Source organism: Streptomyces sp. Y309, assembly GCF_056712025.1.
Genome location: NZ_CM160048.1, coordinates 4,672,402 through 4,692,104, shown reverse-complemented (window position 1 = coordinate 4,692,104; position 19,703 = coordinate 4,672,402). Strand labels below are relative to the sequence as shown.

At 68.9% G+C, this 19,703-nt stretch carries 16 protein-coding genes; 9 read left to right on the top strand and 7 right to left on the bottom strand.

What is annotated here, in order from left to right; genetic code table 11:
- Positions 1–261 precede the first annotated feature (261 nt).
- Positions 262–1,599: an MATE family efflux transporter gene (locus AC0KTA_RS18865; protein ID WP_481049404.1), complete on the top strand. Its 1,338-nt coding sequence runs from the start codon at positions 262–264 to the stop codon at positions 1,597–1,599.
- A 206-nt stretch (positions 1,600–1,805) separates the two neighbouring features.
- Here the strand turns inward: AC0KTA_RS18865 and rplI are convergent, their stop codons facing one another.
- The 4 genes from rplI to rpsF form a co-directional block, all read right to left on the bottom strand.
- Positions 1,806–2,252 carry a 50S ribosomal protein L9 gene (gene rplI / locus AC0KTA_RS18860; RefSeq protein WP_481049403.1) on the bottom strand — a complete coding sequence of 149 codons (447 nt, stop codon included), beginning with the start codon at positions 2,250–2,252 and terminating at the stop codon, positions 1,806–1,808.
- 18 nt (positions 2,253–2,270) lie between these two features.
- Positions 2,271–2,507: a 30S ribosomal protein S18 gene (gene rpsR, locus AC0KTA_RS18855; protein WP_003949403.1), complete on the bottom strand. Its 237-nt coding sequence runs from the start codon at positions 2,505–2,507 to the stop codon at positions 2,271–2,273.
- 72 nt (positions 2,508–2,579) lie between these two features.
- Positions 2,580–3,185, bottom strand: a complete 606-nt coding sequence (locus tag AC0KTA_RS18850) for a single-stranded DNA-binding protein (protein WP_481049402.1) — start codon at positions 3,183–3,185, stop codon at positions 2,580–2,582.
- Positions 3,186–3,288: 103 nt separating this feature from the next.
- Entirely contained in the window at positions 3,289–3,579 is a 291-nt protein-coding gene (gene rpsF / locus AC0KTA_RS18845; RefSeq protein WP_016644628.1) for a 30S ribosomal protein S6, read from the bottom strand.
- A 265-nt stretch (positions 3,580–3,844) separates the two neighbouring features.
- On the opposite strand from rpsF, the gene AC0KTA_RS18840 reads away from it, so the two are divergent.
- From AC0KTA_RS18840 to AC0KTA_RS18830, 3 genes are all read left to right on the top strand, one after another.
- Positions 3,845–4,156 carry a hypothetical protein gene (locus AC0KTA_RS18840; RefSeq protein ID WP_481049401.1) on the top strand — a complete coding sequence of 104 codons (312 nt, stop codon included), beginning with the start codon at positions 3,845–3,847 and terminating at the stop codon, positions 4,154–4,156.
- A gap of 190 nt (positions 4,157–4,346) precedes the next feature.
- Positions 4,347–5,468, top strand: a complete 1,122-nt coding sequence (locus tag AC0KTA_RS18835; RefSeq protein ID WP_481049400.1) for a lipid II:glycine glycyltransferase FemX — start codon at positions 4,347–4,349, stop codon at positions 5,466–5,468.
- A 78-nt stretch (positions 5,469–5,546) separates the two neighbouring features.
- Complete coding sequence (locus tag AC0KTA_RS18830) at positions 5,547–6,578, top strand: alanine racemase (RefSeq protein ID WP_481049399.1); 1,032 nt, start codon at positions 5,547–5,549, stop codon at positions 6,576–6,578.
- Between the two features lie 146 nt (positions 6,579–6,724).
- Here AC0KTA_RS18830 and AC0KTA_RS18825 read toward each other — a convergent pair whose 3' ends face one another.
- Both AC0KTA_RS18825 and AC0KTA_RS18820 read right to left on the bottom strand, forming a co-directional pair.
- Positions 6,725–8,302 carry a glycosyltransferase family 87 protein gene (locus AC0KTA_RS18825; RefSeq protein WP_481049398.1) on the bottom strand — a complete coding sequence of 526 codons (1,578 nt, stop codon included), beginning with the start codon at positions 8,300–8,302 and terminating at the stop codon, positions 6,725–6,727.
- A gap of 159 nt (positions 8,303–8,461) precedes the next feature.
- Positions 8,462–11,170: a transglycosylase domain-containing protein gene (locus tag AC0KTA_RS18820; protein WP_481049397.1), complete on the bottom strand. Its 2,709-nt coding sequence runs from the start codon at positions 11,168–11,170 to the stop codon at positions 8,462–8,464.
- A gap of 375 nt (positions 11,171–11,545) precedes the next feature.
- Between AC0KTA_RS18820 and AC0KTA_RS18815 the strand changes: the two genes are divergently transcribed.
- The 4 genes from AC0KTA_RS18815 to AC0KTA_RS18800 all read left to right on the top strand — a co-directional run bounded on the left by AC0KTA_RS18815 (position 11,546) and on the right by AC0KTA_RS18800 (position 15,384).
- Positions 11,546–12,232, top strand: coding sequence for a PadR family transcriptional regulator (locus AC0KTA_RS18815; protein WP_481049396.1), 687 nt, complete (start codon positions 11,546–11,548; stop codon positions 12,230–12,232).
- 59 nt (positions 12,233–12,291) lie between these two features.
- Entirely contained in the window at positions 12,292–13,374 is a 1,083-nt protein-coding gene (locus tag AC0KTA_RS18810) for an inositol-3-phosphate synthase (protein ID WP_481049395.1), read from the top strand.
- 124 nt (positions 13,375–13,498) lie between these two features.
- Positions 13,499–14,755, top strand: coding sequence for an MFS transporter (locus AC0KTA_RS18805; RefSeq protein ID WP_481049394.1), 1,257 nt, complete (start codon positions 13,499–13,501; stop codon positions 14,753–14,755).
- A gap of 131 nt (positions 14,756–14,886) precedes the next feature.
- A complete protein-coding gene (locus AC0KTA_RS18800; protein ID WP_481056271.1) occupies positions 14,887–15,384 on the top strand; it encodes an LppU/SCO3897 family protein in 498 nt (165 codons plus the stop codon).
- A gap of 126 nt (positions 15,385–15,510) precedes the next feature.
- Here the strand turns inward: AC0KTA_RS18800 and AC0KTA_RS18795 are convergent, their stop codons facing one another.
- The gene (locus AC0KTA_RS18795; RefSeq protein WP_481056270.1) at positions 15,511–16,986 is read right to left on the bottom strand and encodes a CCA tRNA nucleotidyltransferase; all 1,476 of its coding nucleotides are present in this window, start codon (positions 16,984–16,986) and stop codon (positions 15,511–15,513) included.
- Positions 16,987–17,212: 226 nt separating this feature from the next.
- On the opposite strand from AC0KTA_RS18795, the gene AC0KTA_RS18790 reads away from it, so the two are divergent.
- Complete coding sequence (locus AC0KTA_RS18790; protein WP_481056269.1) at positions 17,213–19,678, top strand: DUF6049 family protein; 2,466 nt, start codon at positions 17,213–17,215, stop codon at positions 19,676–19,678.
- Positions 19,679–19,703 lie beyond the last annotated feature (25 nt).

The following is a 19,703-nucleotide window of genomic DNA, read 5'->3' as shown; positions in this document are numbered from 1 at the left end:
TGGATGACGGGCGCGATGCTGTGGAGAACCCCGCCAAACCTGTGCACGGCCCGGTGGACAGCCCTGTGAACAAGCCCTCAGCCCACTTTCCACACCCCATTTGACCTGCATCTTTCCCGTCCACCGGCTGTGCAGAAGAAAAACTTCCCCAGTCGGCCCAAGATCTCGGCGAAGCAGGGCGGGGCCGATGCGCACGCCCGACCCAAGTAAGGGTCCTAAGGCAATTGCATCTCTTACCTGTGGAAGATTAGATTGGTGCTCATGACACAGGCTCCCGCGGCGCCCAAGGCCGCCCGGCGACGGCACGACCGAGAGATCGTCGCACTCGCCGTTCCCGCCTTCGGCGCACTCGTGGCCGAGCCCCTCTTCCTCATGGCCGACAGCGCCATCGTCGGCCACCTCGGCACCGCACAACTCGCCGGCCTCGGCATCGCCTCGGCTCTCCTGACGACGGCCGTCAGCATCTTCGTCTTCCTCGCGTACGCCACCACAGCCGCGGTCGCCCGCCGCGTCGGCGCGGGAGATCTCCAGGCCGCCATCCGCCAGGGCATGGACGGCATCTGGCTCGCCCTGCTCCTCGGCGCCGCCGTCATCGCCGTCGCCCTGCCCACCGCGCCCGCGCTCGTGGACCTCTTCGGCGCCTCCGAGTCGGCGGCCCCGTACGCGGTCACCTACCTGCGAATATCCATCCTGGGCATCCCCGCGATGCTCGTCGTCCTCGCCGCGACCGGTGTGCTGCGCGGCCTGCAGGACACCAAGACTCCCCTGTACGTCGCCGTCGGCGGCTTCGTCGCCAACGGCGCACTGAACCTTCTCCTCGTGTACGGAGCGGGCCTCGGCATCGCCGGATCCGCCTGGGGCACCGTGCTCGCCCAGTGCGGCATGGCCGCCGTCTACCTGTACGTCGTCGTCCGCGGCGCCAGACGCCACGGCGCCTCCCTGCGCCCCGACGCCGCCGGTATCAGGGCCTGTGCCCAGGCCGGTGTCCCGCTCCTGGCCCGCACGCTCGCGCTCAGGGCGATCGCGCTGATCGCCACAGCCGTGGCCGCCCGCCTGGGCGACGCCGAGGTGGCCGCCCACCAGATCGTCCTGTCGCTGTGGACCCTGCTCTCCTTCGCCCTCGACGCCATCGCGATAGCCGGGCAAGCCATCATCGCCCGGTACTTGGGCGCCGACGATCCTCAAGGCGCCCGCGACGTCTGCCGCCGCATGGTCCAGTGGGGCTTCGTCTCGGGCGCCGCCCTGGGCCTGCTGGTCGTCGCGGCCCGGCCCGTGTTCGTCCCGCTGTTCTCTGGCGACGCCGCCGTCCAGGACACGGCACTGCCCGCGCTCATGGTGATAGCCCTCGCCCAGCCCATCTGCGGCATCGTCTACGTCCTCGACGGCGTCCTGATGGGCGCGGGGGACGGGCGGTATCTCGCCTGGGCCATGCTGGCCACGCTCGCGGTGTTCGCGCCCGCGGCGCTCCTCGTCCCCACCCTCGGCGGCGGCCTGACCGCCCTCTGGGCCGCGATGACCCTCATGATGACCGTGCGCGCGCTGACCCTGTGGCTGCGTTCCCGCTCCGGGCGCTGGGTCGTCACGGGCGCCACCCGCTGACGGCGTCACAGGCACCGTCCGCTGACGGCGTCACGGGCGGCACTCGCTCACGTTTCGGACGCCACGACCGAGCTGCTGCCCACACGCCATGTTTCACGTGAAACACGGCACATCGACCGAGACACCGAGGCCGATTGCCCGACCACACAGCAAAGGGGCCGCACCCACAGGTGCGGCCCCTTCACTCAGTCCTGCGAGCGCAACGCTCAGGCAGAGACGACCTCGACGTCGACCTTCGCGGCCACCTCGGGGTGCAGACGCACGGACGTCGTGTGGGCGCCCAGCGTCTTGATCGGCGCGCCGAGCTCGACACGACGCTTGTCGACCTTCGGGCCACCGGCAGCCTCGATCGCCGAAGCGATGTCGGCCGGGGTGACGGAGCCGAAGAGACGACCGGCGTCGCCGGAGCGGACGGCCAGGCGGACCTTGACGCCCTCGAGCCGGGCCTTGATCTCGTTGGCCTGCTCGATGGTCGCGATCTCGTGGATCTTGCGAGCACGACGGATCTGCTCGACGTCCTTCTCGCCACCCTTGGTCCAGCGGATAGCGAACTTCCGCGGGATCAGGTAGTTGCGGGCGTAGCCGTCCTTGACGTCTACGACCTCGCCGGCGGCGCCGAGGCCGGAGACCTCGTGGGTGAGGATGATCTTCATATGTCGGTCACCCTTCCCTTATCGCGCGGTGGACGTGTAGGGCAGCAGCGCCATCTCACGGCTGTTCTTCACGGCCGTGGCGACGTCACGCTGGTGCTGCGTGCAGTTGCCGGTCACGCGGCGGGCACGGATCTTGCCGCGGTCGGAAATGAACTTCCGCAGCATGTTCGTGTCCTTGTAGTCCACGTACGTGACCTTGTCCTTGCAGAAAGCGCAGACCTTCTTCTTAGGCTTGCGCACAGGCGGCTTCGCCATGGTGTTTCTCCTGTGTGATCAAGAAGTGTGGGTACGACCCGCCTTCTCGCCCTGAGGCCTTCGGCCCGAGGCTTAGAAGGGGGGCTCGTCCGAGTAGCCGCCGCCGGAGCCGCCGGAGCCGCCGGAGCTTCCGCCCCAGCCGCCACCGCCGCCGCCCTGCTGGCCGCCGCCGGCCGGCGCACCGGTCGCCCAGGGGTCGTCGGCGGGAGCACCGCCGCCGCCCTGCTGCTGACCGCCACCGGGGCCACCGCCCCAGCCGCCGCCCTGCTGGCCGCCGCCACCGCCGCCGCCGTATCCGCCCTGGCCGCCGCGACCGGTGGTCTTGGTGACCTTGGCCGTGGCGTTCTTCAGGCTGGCGCCGACTTCCTCGACGTCCAGCTCGTAGACCGTGCGCTTGATGCCCTCACGGTCCTCGTAGGACCGCTGCTTCAGCCGGCCCTGCACGACGACGCGCATGCCTCGCTGAAGCGACTCAGCGACGTTCTCCGCCGCCTGACGCCAGACCGAGCAGGTCAGGAACAGGCTTTCGCCGTCCTTCCACTCATTGGTCTGCCGGTCGAAGGTGCGGGGAGTGGACGCGACACGGAACTTCGCGACCGCCGCACCGGACGGGGTGAAGCGCAGCTCGGGGTCGTCGACAAGATTGCCGACGACCGTGATGACGGTCTCGCCTGCCATTGGGGGAACCTCTCGGCGGGTTTGCTGCTGGCTGCTTTTGCTGCTGCTACTCGGATCCCGAGTGCCGTCGAGCACCAGGCTCAACGGGTCTGAGCCGGAAGGCTCAGTGCATCTCGGGGCGGAGGACCTTGGTCCGGAGGACCGACTCGTTCAGGTTCATCTGGCGGTCGAGCTCCTTGACGACCGCAGGCTCGGCCTGCAGGTCGATGACCGAGTAGATGCCCTCGGGCTTCTTCTTGATCTCGTACGAGAGACGACGACGGCCCCAGGTGTCGACCTTCTCGACCTTTCCGTTGCCCTCACGGACGACGGAGAGGAAGTTCTCGATCAGCGGGGAGACAGCGCGCTCCTCGAGATCGGGGTCGAGGATGACCATCACCTCGTAGTGACGCATGTGGAACCCACCTCCTTTGGACTCAGCGGCCACGGTCGTTCCGTGGCAGGAGGGTCGTGATGCGTACGCAACGGTATCGGCCGCCACTGACAATCGGCTCCCGCGAGCGGGGGCTCTTGCTGTGGCCTGGGCAGACACCGGTGCAGACGGTACAGAGTACCCGCACCGAGGCTTCCGGTTGAAATCCGGCGGGGGGCGGGCAGAATCTGTACACATCGGGTGTGTATGGCGCTACGATGCGCCGCCTTCCGCAGGAGGTGCCTCCATGGCACAGGCAATGCGACGCGACACCGCCGGCTCGCTCTTCGCCAGCGACGGCAAACCCCATCCGCTCCAGGACACGCTGCTCGGCGTGACGCTGGTGCTCGGAGCCATCGCCTTCGTGACGGCGATGTTCCACAACCTGCACCTGCTCAGTTCCTGGACCGGTCTCGTCGGGATCTTCACGGGGGCGTACGGCCAGTTCATCTCGGTGACGACCCGCGAGCGCTTCTTCCTGATCGTCGGGCTCGGTGCCGCGGGCGTGGGCTTCTTCCTGGGCATGGCCCACGGCGGGCTCTTCGGTGGACTTTGGTGACACTCGGCGGACTCTGGTGACACCTAGGCGGACCTGCCGCTGACGGACCCGCACCGCCCCTGGTCGAAGCCCGGCCGGGGGCGAAGGTCCGATACGCCCAGACGGGGCGCTCGCAGGGCGCAGTAGGCTTCGGCGCGAGAGCCGGAGCCCCTGTACCCATGGGGACACACCAGCCCGAGGAGCGCCGCGAATGAGCCTGACCCTGAGGACCATCAGCCGAGAGCAACATCTGGCGTACATCCAGACCTTGCCGTCGGCGAGTCATTGCCAGGTCCCCGCATGGGCAGACGTGAAGAGCGAATGGCGCTCGGAGAACCTGGGCTGGTTCGACGACAGGACCGGCCAGTTGGTGGGCGTGGGCCTGGTGCTCTACCGCCAGTTGCCGAAGGTCAAGCGCTATCTCGCGTATCTGCCCGAGGGCCCGGTCATCAACTGGTACGCCCCGAACCTGGACGAGTGGCTCCAGCCGATGCTGGCGCACCTGAAGAAGCAGGGCGCCTTCTCCGTGAAGATGGGCCCGCCGGTCGTCATCCGCCGCTGGAACGCACCCGCGATCAAGGCCGGCATCCAGAACCCGGACGTGAAGCGGCTGCGCGACATCGAGGCCACGACCATCGAGCCGCGCGCCTTCGAGGTCTCGGACAAGCTGCGCCGCATGGGCTGGCAGCAGGGCGAGGACGGCGGCGCGGGCTTCGGCGACGTCCAGCCCCGCTATGTGTTCCAGGTGCCGCTGGCCAACCGCGCGCTGGACGACGTACTCAAGAACTTCAACCAGCTCTGGCGCCGCAACATCAAGAAAGCCGAGAAGGCCGGTGTCGAGGTCGTCCAGGGTGGTTACCAGGACCTGCCCGAGTGGCAGCGGCTGTACGAGATCACGGCGATCCGCGACAAGTTCCGGCCGCGGCCGCTGAGTTACTTCGAGCAGCAGTGGCGGGCCCTCAACTCCGAGGACCCCAACCGCATGCGGCTGTACTTCGCGCGGCACAACGGCGTGAACCTCTCGGCGGCGACGATGCTCGTCGTCGGCGGCCACGTCTGGTACTCCTACGGCGCGTCCGACAACATCGGGCGTGAGGTCCGGCCCTCGAACGCCATGCAGTGGCGGATGCTGCGCGACGCCTACGCGCTGGGCGCGTCCGTCTACGACCTGCGGGGCATCTCCGACTCGCTCGACGAGACGGACCACCTCTTCGGCCTGATCCAGTTCAAGGTCGGCACCGGCGGCGAGGCCGTGGAATACGTCGGTGAGTGGGACTTCCCGCTGAACAAGCTGCTGCACAAGGCCCTCGACATCTACATGTCGCGCCGCTGATCCGCCACAGCTTCCGTCCGCATCTCCTTCCACACCTCTGTCACACCGCAGACACCAGAAAGGTTCCGGGATCCAGCCATGGCGCTCACGCTCTATGTCGACACCGCGCGCTGGCGGGCACATCAGAAGCACATGCTGGAGCAGTTCCCGGGCATCGTCCCGGTCTGCAAGGGCAACGGCTACGGCTTCGGTCACGAGCGGCTCGCGGAGGAGGCCACGCGATTCGGCTCCGACGTGCTCGCCGTCGGCACGACCTACGAAGCCGCCCGGATCAAGGACTGGTTCAGCGGTGATCTGCTGGTCCTGACTCCGTTCCGGCGAGGCGAAGAGCCCGTGCCGCTGCCCGACCGCGTCATCCGCTCCGTGTCGTCGCTCGACGGCGTGCACGGTCTCGTGGGCGCCCGCGTCGTCATCGAGGTCATGTCCTCGATGAAGCGGCACGGCATCAGCGAGCAGGACCTGCCGCATCTGCACGCCGCGATCGAGGACGTACGCCTCGAAGGCTTCGCGATCCACCTGCCCCTGGACCGCACCGACGGCTCGGACGCCGTCGAGGAGGTCATCGGCTGGATGGACCGGCTGCGCGCGGCCCGCCTGCCCCTGCACACGATGTTCGTCAGCCACCTGAAGGCCGGCGAACTCGTCCGCCTCCAGCAGCAGTTCCCGCAGACCCGCTTCCGCGCGCGGATCGGTACGCAGCTCTGGCTGGGCGACCACGACGCGACCGAGTACCGGGGCGCCATCCTGGACGTCACGCAGGTCGCGAAGGGGGAGCGCTTCGGCTACCGGCAGCAGAAGACCGCGTCCGACGGCTGGCTGGTCGTCGTCGCGGGCGGCACCTCGCACGGGGTCGGCCTGGAGGCGCCGAAGGCGCTGCACGGCATGATGCCGCGGGCGAAGGGCGTGGCCCGCGCGGGCCTCGCGACCGTCAACCGCAACCTGTCGCCGTTCGTGTGGGGCGGCAAGCAGCGCTGGTTCGCCGAACCGCCGCACATGCAGGTATCGCTGCTCTTCGTCCCGTCGGACGCGCCGGAGCCGAAGGTGGGCGAGGAGCTGGTGGCCCATCTGCGGCACACGACCACGCAGTTCGACCGGATCCTGGACCGCTGAGCGAAATCGTGGACCGCTGAGGGAAGCCGTACGCAGTCGTACGACCGAGAGCCACAGCGTACGACCGAGGGCCACAGCGCCCTCGTAAGCCGAAGGGCCGGTACGCGCCACACGCGCGTCACCGGCCCTTCGGCTTGCTCCCCGTCTCAGCGGGCCCGGGGCTGTTCGCTCAGAGTGAACCGATCGCTCGCCGTTCCCCACGTCACGTACGTACCCGACCCGTCGTGCACGGCCCGCCGCGGTGGATGCGCCGCCGGGCCGAGCACGAACACGTCCGACGCGCCGTCCAGGACCCCGCCGGAGGGATCGTCCTCCCCGGCCCGTCGCACCACGTCCCGCTCCGGCATGAAGATGTCGCGTACGACCACGGCGCACAGGTACAGCGTCCCCAACAGGTGGACGGCGATGGCCAGTTGGTAGCCCTCGGTGGGCAGCCCCTTGTGCGCGTCCCCGCTCGTCGTGAACGCGAGGTACATCCAGATCCCCAGGAAGTACGCGACCTCGCAGGCCTGCCAGATGAGGAAGTCCCGCCAGCGCGGCCGGGCCAGCGCGGCGAGCGGAATCAGCCACAGCACGTACTGCGGCGAGTAGACCTTGTTGGTGAGGACAAAGGCGGCGATCACCAGGAAGGCCAACTGCGCGAACCGCGGGCGGCGCGGCGCGGTCAGCGCGAGCGCGGCCACTCCCAGGCAGCAGAGCACCATCAGGGCGGTCGCGAGGTTGTTCACCGTGTCCGTGGACAGCGGGTCGTCCATGCGCTGGGAAAGGATCAGCCAGAACGAGCCGAAGTCGACGCCGCGTTCCTGGCTGAACGTATAGAACTTCGCCCAGCCCTCCCGGATGTGGAAGCCCGTCGCGTCGTGGCTGATCATCACCGGCAGGTTCACCGCCAGCCAGGCGCCCAGGGCGCTCGCGGCGGTCGCCCAGAAGGCTCGCCAGCGGCCCGCGCGCCAGCACAGCACGAGCAGCGGCCCCAGCAGCAGCGCCGGATAGAGCTTCGCGGCGGCCGCGAGACCGATGAGGATGCCCGCGGCGAGCGGCCTCTCGCGCGACCACATCAGCATCGCCAGGGCTGTGAGAGCCACGGCGAACAGGTCCCAGTTGATGGTGGCCGTCAGCGCGAAGGCGGGGGCCAGGGCGACGAGCAGGGCGTCCCAGGGGCGGCGGCGGTGGATCCGGGCCACGCAGACGGCGATGACGACGGCGCAGACCATCAGCATCCCGGCATTGACCATCCAGTAGAACTTCTCCTGGTGTTGAATGCTCCCGCCGTCCGGCGTCAGCCACGCGGCCACCTGCATGAACAGACCGGTCAGCACCGGATACTCGAGGTACTCCATGCCGACGTCGTCGGGCAGCCTGTCGAAGTACGGCACGAGCCCGTCGGCGAAGCCGCGCCCCTGGTAGAGGTGCGGGATGTCGGAGTAGCAGGCGTGCGTGTACTGCGAGCTCGCGCCGACGAACCAGGCGCCGTTGTAGCAGGGCGCCTTCTGCACCATGCCAAGCGCGAACATCCCGATGGTGACCAGTGCGATGACACGGACGGGAGTCAGTCGGGTCGTCGCCAGCAGGGCTCTGCGGCCGATCGGCCCGCCGAACAGTTCACTGCCGGCCGCGGCGACCTCGTCCTGCTTGGTGGGGAGCACAGGCTGCGGCGCCTCTTCGGTTGCTGACTGATGCGCGCGTGTGGGGGGCATCTTCTCTGCGCTGGGCATGGCGCACATCCTGCCGTACGTGTCTGAGAACTCCCGCGAACGTGCCCGAGAACGCGACAAGGCCGCCGCCCCCTCACCGGGTGCGGCGGCCTTGTTTCACGTGAAACACGCCGTTTCACGTGAAACGTCAAGCGGAGCCAGGCTCAGCCGGTCGGAACGGAGCCAGGCTCAGCCGGTCGGACCGCCGAAGATCGCTCCGCCGTTGTCATTGCCGTTGCTGCCGCCGTTGCCATTGCCGCCGTTCGGCTCTCCGGTGGGCGGTGGTGACTCGCCACCGGGATCACCGTTGGCACCACCGTCCTCGGCGCCGCCGTCCGCCGCGCCACCGTTGTCTTCGCACCTCGGGTCCCAGACGTTGCACGTCTCGGTCGGGTCCGGGGTCTCCGACGGCGACGGTGGCGCGGACGACTCGGTCTCGGACGGGGTCGGCGACGGGGTGTTGCTCGGCTCGGGCTCCTCGGTCGGCGTCGGGGAGGGCGGCGGAGCGTCCCCGACGACCTCACCGATCGGCCCCGGCTGCTGGAAGGGCACAGCGCGCTTCCCCTTGAGCGCCTCCGCCATGTAGTCCTGCCAGATCTGCGCGGGGAACGAGGCGCCGTGGATCTTCTTCTCGCCGCCCGTGCCGAACATCTCCAGGAACTCGCGCTTGCTGTTGTTCTCGTCGTCGTCCAGCCGGTACATGCTGATCGCCGTCGACAGCTGCGGGGTGTACCCGACGAACCAGGCGGACTTGTTGCCGTCGGTCGTACCGGTCTTGCCCGCCACCTGGCGGCCGGGGAGCTGCGCCGAGGTGCCGGTGCCCTTGTCGACGACGGTCCGCAGGACGTCGGTGACGTTGTCCGCGACCTCGGGGGAGAAGGCGCTCTTGGTCGTGATCTCCTTGCGGTAGACCGGCTCGCCCCCCTTCTCGACCTCCTTGACCGAGAACGGCTCACGCTGCTTGCCGCTCGCGGCGAACGTGGCGTACGCACCGGCCATGCGGATCGCGCTCGGCGACGAGGTGCCGAGGGAGAAGGACGGGTAGGTGGCGCCCGCCATGGACTTGTCGTCCTTGAGACCGGCGTCCATCGCCGCCTGCTTCACCTTGTCGAGCCCGACATCCATGCCGAGCTGGACGTAGGCCGAGTTGACCGACTCCCGCATCGCCTCACGCAGGTCGATCCTGTAGGTCGGCGGGTTGTACGACTGGTTGCCGTCGTTGGTCTGCAGCCACTCCTTGCCGTCCTTGTCCTGCCAGACCGTGTCGTTGTAGTTCTTGATCTTGAGCTTGTTCTTGCCGCTGTACAGGCTCTTCGGGTTGATCACGGTGCGCTCGGCGTCGGACTGCACCTCTCCGCCGGTCTTGGAGCGGATGCCGTTCTTGAAGGCCGCCGCCAGCACGAAGGGCTTGTACGTCGAGCCGACCTGGGCGCCGGTGGTGTCCGCGTTGTTGGTGAAGTGCTTCGTCGCGTCCTCACCGCCGTAGATGGCCTCGATCGCGCCGGTCTTCGGGTTGACGGAGGCACCGCCGAACTGGACGTGCGTGTCCTTGTCCGGTCGCACATCGGGCTTGATCTTGGCCTTGCGGACCTTCTTCACCGCGTCTTCGAGCTGCGTGACCTTCTTCTTGTCGAAGGTCGTGTGGATCTCGTAGCCGCCCTGTTCGAGCTGGCTGGCGGTGACGTTCGTGTTGTTGATGACGTACGCCTTGGCGAGCGAGACCAGGTAGCCGATCTGGCCGCTCAGCTTGACGTTCGAGCGCGGGCTCTGCAGCTTCGGGAACGCGGTGTACTTGGCGCGGGTCTCGGCGCTCAGGCGGCCGTCCTTGACCTCCTCGTCGAGGATCCACCTCCAGCGCTTCTCGGCCCGCTCCCGGTTGGCCTTCGGGTTGGCCTCGGGGTCGATCTCGGGGTAGCCGGCCGGGTCGTAGTACGTGGCGCCCTTGAGGACGGTCGCAAGGAGGGCGCACTCGCTCGGGTTCAGGCTCTCCGCGTCCTTGCCGAAGTAGGCACGCGCGGCGGCCTGTATGCCGTAGGCGTTGCGGCCGTAGTAGGCGGTGTTCAGGTAGCCCGCCATGATCTCTTCCTTGCTCACCTCCCGGCCGACCTTTATGGAGATGAACAGTTCCTTGAACTTACGGGTGAAGGTCTGCGACTGGTCGTCGAGGCGGGCGTTCTTCACGTACTGCTGCGTGATCGTCGAGCCGCCCTGGGTCTGACCGCCCTTCGCCATGTTGACCACGGCGCGGGCGATGCCCATGGGGTCGACGCCCTTGTCCTTGTTGAAGGACTTGTTCTCCGCCGAGATGACGGCGTTGCGCATGGCCTTCGGGATGTCCGCGTACTTGATGATCTGGCGGTTGGTCTCACCACCGGTCGCGACCATCTGCGAGCCGTCGGCCCAGTAGTAGACGTTGTTCTGGGCCTTGGCCGCCTCGGCGACCTTCGGCACCTCGACCAGGGCGTACGCGATGCCCGCGACCGCCATCAGGCTGCCGAGGAACCCGATGAACAGGCCGGTGACGAGGCGCCACGACGGGATCCACCGCTTCGGCCCGTGCTTGCCCGCCCGCGGGTAGTCGATGAAGCGCTTCTTGGCGGGCTCGGGGCCACGCCCTCTGCCGCGTCCTCGTGCGCCGCTCTCCATCGCCCGGCGGCGGCCACCACCGCCGGCCCCGACGGAGCCGTTGCGGGCGGCGCGCCGGGCCTCGGCGCGGCCGCCGTAGGATCGCTCCGCGCCCTCGGCAGCGCCGGGCGCGTGCGACGGAGGCGCCGGCGGCGATCCGGCGGCGCCACGCGGTGCTGCGCGACGGCCCGACGGCGCGCCGGATGCGCCACGCCTGGCCGCGGCGCGTCCGCCGCCCTGCGGCTGCGGCGGTTTGCGACGGTGCTCGCTCATCGAACGACTACTCCTCGGGCAGGCGCGGATCTCCGCGCCTGGAAACGGCGGCTGGTTTCCGGTCCCCCCGATGTACGGATGCGTCCGTTCCGGCACTCATCCGCACTGCACCGGGGACGACGACGCCACCTCGCGTCACTTGGTTCCCGGCGGTATGCATGGCGCACAGACTACGCACCGTCAAAACCCTCTTAGGGCTGAAGTTCACCCCAAAACAGGCAAGTTACTTCCTACGAATCGGTGATGTGATCCCGTTCACCGCGCCCCCTCTTGTCGCAGGAGCAACGTCGTTCTATCGTCGAGATGTATCGAGCCGATACATCAGCTCGGTATAAAGAGCCGTACGCGGCAGACCAGGACGGACAGGAGGCGGCGATGAGCAGACGCTCCGGCATCCTCGAGTTCGCCGTGCTCGGTCTGCTCCGCGAGTCCCCGATGCACGGCTACGAGCTGCGCAAGCGGCTCAACACCTCACTGGGTGTGTTCCGCGCCTTCAGCTACGGGTCGCTCTACCCGTGCCTCAAGACGCTGGTCGCGAACGGCTGGTTGATCGAGGAGTCGGGCACCGCCACCGGAGAGACCGTGGCGGCTCCCCTGGCGGGACGCCGCGCCAAGATCGTCTATCGGTTGACGGCGGAAGGTAAGGAACACTTCGAGGAACTGCTCTCGCAGACCGGCCCCGATGCGTACGAGGACGAGCACTTCGCCGCCCGCTTCGCCTTCTTCGGGCAGACCTCGCGGGACGTGCGGATGCGGGTGCTCGAGGGCCGCCGCAGCCGCCTGGAGGAGCGCCTCGAGAAGATGCGCGCCTCCCTGGCCCGCACCCGGGAGCGCCTCGACGACTACACGCTTGAGCTGCAGCGGCACGGGATGGAGTCCGTGGAGCGCGAAGTGCGCTGGCTGAACGAGCTCATCGAGAGCGAGCGCGTGGGTCGTGACCAGCAACGGTCCGCCCCCGAAAGCTCCGCTCAGCAGAACAGCACATCTGGGGAGTCGGGCGTCCTGCCCCGGCGGCGGGGCAGCACCCCGCCGCCGGATGCGTCCGACGACACCACCAAGTGAGGCCCCGCATTCCGCGGGGTCTCATCCGGAATACCGAGATCACACAGGGAGCAACCGGAATGGGTTCGGTTCGCGTAGCCATTGTCGGCGTGGGCAACTGCGCCGCCTCGCTGGTCCAGGGCGTCGAGTACTACAAGGATGCCGACCCGGACACCAAGGTCCCGGGCCTGATGCACGTCCAGTTCGGCGACTACCACGTCGGTGACGTCGAGTTCGTCGCCGCCTTCGACGTCGACGCGAAGAAGGTCGGCCTCGACCTCGCGGACGCCATCGGCGCCAGCGAGAACAACACCATCAAGATCTGCGACGTGCCGAACACGGGCGTCCAGGTCCAGCGCGGCCACACCCTCGACGGCCTGGGCAAGTACTACCGCCAGACCATCGAGGAGTCCGCCGAGGCCCCGGTCGACGTCGTCCAGGTCCTCAAGGACAAGCAGGTCGACGTCCTCATCTGCTACCTGCCGGTCGGTTCCGAGGACGCCGCGAAGTTCTACGCGCAGTGCGCCATCGACGCCAAGGTCGCCTTCGTCAACGCGCTGCCGGTCTTCATCGCCGGCACCAAGGAGTGGGCGGACAAGTTCACCGAGGCGGGCGTCCCGATCGTCGGTGACGACATCAAGTCCCAGGTCGGCGCCACCATCACGCACCGCGTCATGGCGAAGCTGTTCGAGGACCGCGGTGTCCGTCTTGAGCGCACCATGCAGCTCAACGTCGGCGGCAACATGGACTTCAAGAACATGCTGGAGCGCGACCGCCTCGAGTCCAAGAAGATCTCGAAGACGCAGGCCGTCACCTCGCAGATCCCGGACCGCGAGCTGGGCGAGAAGAACGTCCACATCGGCCCGTCGGACTACGTGCAGTGGCTCGACGACCGCAAGTGGGCGTACGTCCGCCTCGAGGGCCGCGCCTTCGGTGACGTCCCGCTGAACCTGGAGTACAAGCTCGAGGTCTGGGACTCCCCGAACTCCGCGGGTGTCATCATCGACGCCCTGCGTGCCGCGAAGATCGCCAAGGACCGCGGCATCGGCGGCCCGATCCTGTCGGCGTCCTCGTACTTCATGAAGTCCCCGCCGGTGCAGTACTTCGACGACGAGGCCTACGAGAACGTCGAGAAGTTCATCAAGGGCGAGGTCGAGCGCTGATTCGCCCGCTCGGCCGCCAAGCCGACGGCTGAGTCGGTCGTTGAGTCGGCCGCTTCGTTCGGCAGTTGAGGGTCCCCGGGTCGTACGCGCCCGGGGACCCTGCTCGTATGTGAGGCTGTGCCCCATGGCTGTCGTCGGTGACCTGCGCGTTCTGCTGCGGCTGCGGGACTTCCGGCGCCTGCTCGCCGTGCGGGTCGTGTCCCAGGGCGCGGACGGCGTCTACCAGGTGGCGCTCGCCGCGTACGTCGTCTTCTCACCGGAGAAGGAGACCTCCGCCGCCGCGATCGCCTCGGCGATGGCGGTGCTGCTCCTTCCGTACTCCCTCGTCGGTCCGTTCGCGGGCGTGCTGCTCGACCGCTGGCGACGCCGCCAGGTCCTCCTCTACGGCAATGTGCTGCGGGCCGCGCTCGCCTCCGTCACGGCCGTCCTGATGCTCAGCGGGACACCGGACTGGCTCTTCTACGCCTCCGCGCTGTGCGTCACCGCCGTCAACCGCTTCGTCCTGGCCGGGCTCTCGGCCGCGCTGCCGCGCGTCGTGGACGCCGACCGGCTGGTCATCGCCAACTCCCTCTCCCCGACCGCCGGGACGCTCGCGGCCACCGCGGGCGGCGGGCTCGCCTTCGTGGTACGCATCGTGGCGGCGGGCTCGGACGCGGCGGTCGTCCTCCTGGGGGCCGCGCTCTACCTGTGCTCGGCGCTCGCCTCCCTGCGCATGTCACGCGAACTGCTCGGGCCCGAGCCGGAGTTGGTGCAGCCGCGCCTGGGAGCGGCGCTCGCGGGGACCGCACGCGGTCTCCTCGCGGGCGTACGGCATCTCTCCGAGCGCCGCCCGGCCGCGCACGCGCTGATCTCGATGACGTTGATGCGGTTCTGCTTCGGCGCGCTAACGGTCATGGTCCTGATGCTGTGCCGGTACGCATGGGCGTCGACGGAGGACGACGGGCTCGCCCTGCTCGGGGTCGCCGTGGGGATCTCCGGCGCCGGGTTCTTCGCGGCCGCCGTGGTGACGCCATGGGCGGCCGGGCGATTCGGGCCGCACGGCTGGCTCATCGTCTGCGCGGGGGCCGCGGCCGTCCTCGAACCCGCGCTGGGGCTGCCGTTCGCGCCGGCGCCGATGCTCATCGCCGCCTTCGTCCTGGGGCTGGTCACCCAGGGCGCGAAGATCGCCACGGACACGGTCGTCCAGGCGGCCGTGGACGACGGCTTCCGCGGCCGAATCTTCTCTCTGTACGACGTGTTGTTCAATGTCGCCTTTGTCGGCGCGGCAGGGGTGGCGGCCCTGATGCTGCCCCCTGACGGCAAATCGGTCTCGTTGGTTGTCACGGTGGCCTTGATCTACGCGGCGATTGCTGTAGCTATGGCCAGGTTTGACGACCAATAAGTGTCACATCAATGCCACAGAGCCCTTCCTGGCTTCATTCCACGCACGGGAGCCCGATAACTTACGGGGGTCGTTTCGCGCCATCGCGCAACCAACCCACATGCCTTGTGCTCTCTTCTAGGGGGATCCTCGTGTCCACTCCGCCGCCGCCCCAGGGCCAGAACCCGTTCGCCCAGGGCCAGCAGCCCTACGGCCAGCAGCCTCAGGACGGTGCGCCGTACGGCCAAGCCCCCGGCGCCCCGTACCCGCCCCAGCCGGGTGCTCCGCAGCAGCCGGGCGTGCCCTTCTATCAGGGCGGCCCGGACTCGATGACCCCGCCCAAGAAGAGCAAGAAGAAGTTCATATTCATCGGTGCGGCCGTCGCGATCGCCGTCGCGATCGGTGCGGCGGTGTTTGCGGGCCAGGACGAGGCGGCCGCCGCTGAGGTCGGTGACTGCATGAGTGTCGGCAACCCGACAAGCTCCACCGACCCGGACCTGAAGATCGTGGACTGCGGCGACTCAAAGGCGGCGTACAAGGTCGCGGAGAAGAAGGACAGCGGAACCTGCAACCTGACGAAGTACGCCCAGTACCGGGAGACAGGTAGCGGCGACGACTTCACGCTCTGCTTGGAGAAGCTGAAGAAGTAGGCAAGCCCGGATGCACCGAGGGGCGATGTTTCACGTGAAACATCGCCCCTCCGCGTACGTCGATGGGGGCTGTGTTTCACGTGAAACACACCCCCATCGCGTTGCCAGTAAGGCGAACCCTGCCCGTCAGCCCTCCGGCTGCTCCGCGGCCCACCACTCCTTGAGCGCCGCCACCGCCGCATCCCGCTCCATCGGCCCGTTCTCCAGGCGCAGCTCAAGCAGGAACTTGTACGCCTTGCCGATCACCGGCCCCGGACCCACGTCCAGAATCTCCATGATCTCGTTGCCGTCGAGGTCGGGGCGGATGGAGTCCAGCTCCTCCTGCTCCTGGAGGCGGGCGATGCGCTCCTCTAGGCCGTCGTACGCGCGTGAGAGCGCGGCAGCCTTGCGCTTGTTGCGGGTCGTGCAGTCGGAGCGGGTCAGCTTGTGCAGGCGGTCGAGCAGGGGGCCGGCGTCGCGTACATAGCGGCGTACCGCCGAATCCGTCCACTCGCCCGTGCCGTACCCGTGGAAGCGCAGGTGCAGCTCGACCAGGCGCGAGACGTCCTTGATGAGGTCATTCGAGTACTTAAGGGCCGTCATGCGCTTCTTGGTCATCTTCGCGCCGACCACTTCGTGGTGGTGGAAGGAGACCCGCCCGTCCTTCTCGAAGCGGCGCGTCTTCGGCTTGCCGATGTCGTGCAGCAGCGCGGCGAGCCGCAGCGTCAGGTCCGGGCCGTCCGTCTCCAGGGCCATCGCCTGCTCGAGGACGATCAGGGTGTGGTCGTAGACGTCCTTGTGCCGGTGGTGCTCGTCGCGCTCCAGCCGCAGTGCCGGGAGCTCGGGCAGGACGTAGTCGGCCAGGCCCGTGTCGACGAGCAGCGCGAGGCCCTTGGCCGGGTTCGGGGACAGGATCAGCTTGTTGAGCTCGTCCCGGACGCGCTCGGCGGAGACGATCTCGATGCGCCCGGCCATCGCCTTCATCGCGGCGACGACCTCCGGTGCCACCTGGAAGTCGAGCTGCGCGGCGAAACGCGCGGCACGCATCATCCGCAGCGGATCGTCCGAGAAGGACTCCTCGGGGGTGCCGGGCGTCCGCAGGACACGCTCCGCGAGGTCGTCGAGGCCGCCGTGCGGGTCGATGAACTCCTTCTCCGGGAGCGCCACGGCCATCGCGTTCACGGTGAAGTCGCGGCGGACCAGGTCCTCCTCGATCGAGTCGCCGTAGGACACCTCGGGCTTGCGCGAGGTCCTGTCGTACGCCTCCGATCGATATGTCGTCACCTCGACCTGGAAGCACTGCTCGGCGCCGCCCACGCGGGCGTTCTTCTGGCAGCCCACCGTGCCGAAGGCGATCCCGACCTCCCACACCGCGTCCGCCCACGGTCGGACGATCTTCAGTACGTCCTCGGGGCGGGCGTCCGTCGTGAAGTCCAGGTCGTTGCCGAGCCGGCCCAGGAGCGCGTCCCGGACCGAGCCGCCGACCAGGGCGAGCGAGAACCCGGCCTCCTGGAATCGACGGGCGAGGTCGTCCGCGACAGGGGAGACACGCAGCAGCTCGCTCACGGCGCGGTGCTGCGCCTGGCTCAGGGCGCGGGGATTGTCTTCGTTGGCGTTCGGCACAACAGAAAAGGGTACGTGCCCCGGCCGCGGGCGACCGCACGGATTTCCGCTGCGCGCGTCAGGGCCGTTCACGGCCCTCACCACGGTCCTCGTGCCCGCGGCGACCAGTTGTTGCGATCTTGTGGAGCGGTCCGCGGCACTTAGCCCCCGCGCACCTCGTTACCATGCGTGGACGCAGCGAACGACAACCACCGACACACCTGACGACGACGAGGACGGGCAACGCGTGGCCGAGGCGGCAGACTTCCCGGGGACCAGCCCCTCACCTGCCCGCCGGTGGCTCCGGCGCACAGCGACACTGCTGGCCGGGGCGCCCCTGCTGGCCGGTCTGCTGCACGTGCCCGCGAGCTCGTCCGCGTACGCAGCCTCCCCAGAGGTGACGGCGAACACATCAGCGGTGACGGCGGACACGTCGAGTGCCTCGCGGACGGACACCGGCGCCACGAGCGCTCGGACGGCCGCCTCGCGCCCGAAGGCAGCTCCCACCGGCTCCCGCACCGTGAACGTCTCCCTGAACTCACTGACGCCCAGCGCGCCGCGCGAGGGCGACACCGTCACCGTCTCGGGCACGGTCACCAACGACGGCAGCCAGACGGTCACCGACGCCACGGTGGGACTGCGCGTGGGCCCCGTCCCCCTCGGCGGCCGCACGGAGATCGACAGCGCCGCGAAGCGCACCACGTACCAGCCGGGAGCCGACGGAAACGAGGTCGGCGCAAAGTACGCCCAGAAGATCTCCCGGCTCGCTCCGGGCGTCCGGCACGACTTCAGCATCTCCGTGCCCGTGAGCGCCCTGAACCTCGGTATCGACGGGGTCTATCAGCTCGGCGTCACGCTCACCGGCCAGACCGCGGCCCAGCCCTTCCCTCAGGTGCTCGGCATCGAGCGGACCTTCCTGCCGTGGCAGGACGGGGCCGCCGAGACGAAGACCAAGACGACCTACCTGTGGCCGCTCATCTCGTCCACGCACCTCACCGCGAGGACGCGCTCGGACGAGCAGCAGACGCCGCTCTTCAAGGACGAGAGCCTGGCCAAGGAGCTCCAGCCGGGCGGCCGCCTGCAGCAGCTCCTGACGCTCGGCAGCCAGCTCGACGTCACCTGGGTCATGGATCCGGACCTGCTGGTCTCGGTCGAGGCGATGACGACGAGCTACGACGTCGAGGGCCCCGACGGCACGCCCGTCGCGGGCAGGCACCAGGCCGTCGCGAAGCAGTGGCTCAACCAGCTCCAGAAGGCCGTGAAGGGCAAGAAGGTCGTCGCCCTGCCCTTCGCTGACCCCGACCTCGCCTCGCTCGCCCACACCGGCAAGTCCGTCACCGGCTCGCTCGGCCACCTCAAGGAAGCCACCGATGTCGGCGCCAAGGCGGTGCACGACATCCTCACGGTCAAGCCGACCTCGGACTTCGCCTGGCCCGCGGAGGGGGCGATCGACCCGTCGGTCGTCGACGTCGCCACCTCGGCGGGCGCCCACTCGGTGATCGCCCGCAGCGACAGCCTGCGCGAGACGAACGGGCTGCCGTACACGCCCAGCGCGGCGCGTCCCATCGGCGGCGGCACGACCGCCGTGGTCGCCGACGCCCGCCTGTCCACCGCCTTCCGCGGCGACATGACGGGGGCCGAGGACTCCACGCTCGCCGTCCAGGAGTTCCTGGCCCAGAGCCTCATGATCACGCTGCAGGATCCCGCCAAGCAGCGCAGCATCGTGGTCGCGCCGCAGCGCATGCCGTCCGCCAGCCAGGCCCAGTCGATGGCCAGGGCGCTGGCCGCCCTCGACGACAAGCGCTGGTCGCAGCCGCAGGACCTGGCGTCCGCCGCGAAGGCCAAGCCGGACCCGGCCGCCACCACCCAGGTCCCGTCGGCAGGCGCCTACCCGGCGTCCCTGCGCAAGCAGGAGCTGCCCCGCTCGGCGTTCAAGGAGGTCCAGGACACCCAGGGCAAGCTCGACCGCTTCCAGGAGATCCTCTCCGCGCCGGAGCGCGTCATCACCCCCTTCGGCCGCGCGATGGACCGCGAGATGTCCACGTCGTGGCGCGGCCGCCCGAGGGAGGCAGGGACCTTCCGCAAGGGCGTGCAGGGATATCTGACCAGCCTCACCGAACAGGTGAAGCTGATCAACAAGTCCGACGTGAAACTTTCGGGCCGCAGCGCGACCATCCCGGTCACGGTGCAGAACAACCTCGTCCAGGGCGTCGACCACCTCGTCCTGCGCCTGACGTCGACCAACCCCACCCGCCTGAAGGTCGGCGACGGGCTCTACGAGGAACAGCCGGTCAAGATCACGGGCGGCGGTCACACCCAGTCGGTGAAGTTCACCACCACGGCCAACGCCAACGGCCCGGTCACGGTCTCAGCCCAGCTCTACACCGAGGACGGACAGCCCTACGGCGCCCCCGTCCGCTTCGACGTCAACGTCACCGAGTTCACCGCCACGGTGATGCTGGTCATCGGCGGCGGCGTCCTGCTCCTCGTCCTCGCCGGGTTCCGCATGTACACCCAGCGCAAGCGCGCGGCACGGCAGCGGGCGGAGGCAGGCCCGGACGGCGGCCCCGACGGGGACTCCGACGCCACCCCCGGCCCCGCTCCCGACACCGACCCCGGCGCGGACGATCCCGAGCAGCCGAGTGACCCGACACCGGACACCGCTCCCGAAAGCACCGAGCCGTCGCACCCGGGTGAGAGAGTGGACCGTTGAGCGATGTCGTGGCCGGTGGGCCCGG

Coding starts and splice junctions, on each gene's coding strand:
- AC0KTA_RS18865 (WP_481049404.1), top strand. CDS start 262: ATGACACAGGCTCCCGCGGCGCCCAAGGCCGCCCGGCGACGGCACGAC.
- rplI (WP_481049403.1), bottom strand. CDS start 2,252: ATGAAGATCATCCTCACCCACGAGGTCTCCGGCCTCGGCGCCGCCGGC.
- rpsR (WP_003949403.1), bottom strand. CDS start 2,507: ATGGCGAAGCCGCCTGTGCGCAAGCCTAAGAAGAAGGTCTGCGCTTTC.
- AC0KTA_RS18850 (WP_481049402.1), bottom strand. CDS start 3,185: ATGGCAGGCGAGACCGTCATCACGGTCGTCGGCAATCTTGTCGACGAC.
- rpsF (WP_016644628.1), bottom strand. CDS start 3,579: ATGCGTCACTACGAGGTGATGGTCATCCTCGACCCCGATCTCGAGGAG.
- AC0KTA_RS18840 (WP_481049401.1), top strand. CDS start 3,845: ATGGCACAGGCAATGCGACGCGACACCGCCGGCTCGCTCTTCGCCAGC.
- AC0KTA_RS18835 (WP_481049400.1), top strand. CDS start 4,347: ATGAGCCTGACCCTGAGGACCATCAGCCGAGAGCAACATCTGGCGTAC.
- AC0KTA_RS18830 (WP_481049399.1), top strand. CDS start 5,547: ATGGCGCTCACGCTCTATGTCGACACCGCGCGCTGGCGGGCACATCAG.
- AC0KTA_RS18825 (WP_481049398.1), bottom strand. CDS start 8,302: ATGTGCGCCATGCCCAGCGCAGAGAAGATGCCCCCCACACGCGCGCAT.
- AC0KTA_RS18820 (WP_481049397.1), bottom strand. CDS start 11,170: ATGAGCGAGCACCGTCGCAAACCGCCGCAGCCGCAGGGCGGCGGACGC.
- AC0KTA_RS18815 (WP_481049396.1), top strand. CDS start 11,546: ATGAGCAGACGCTCCGGCATCCTCGAGTTCGCCGTGCTCGGTCTGCTC.
- AC0KTA_RS18810 (WP_481049395.1), top strand. CDS start 12,292: ATGGGTTCGGTTCGCGTAGCCATTGTCGGCGTGGGCAACTGCGCCGCC.
- AC0KTA_RS18805 (WP_481049394.1), top strand. CDS start 13,499: ATGGCTGTCGTCGGTGACCTGCGCGTTCTGCTGCGGCTGCGGGACTTC.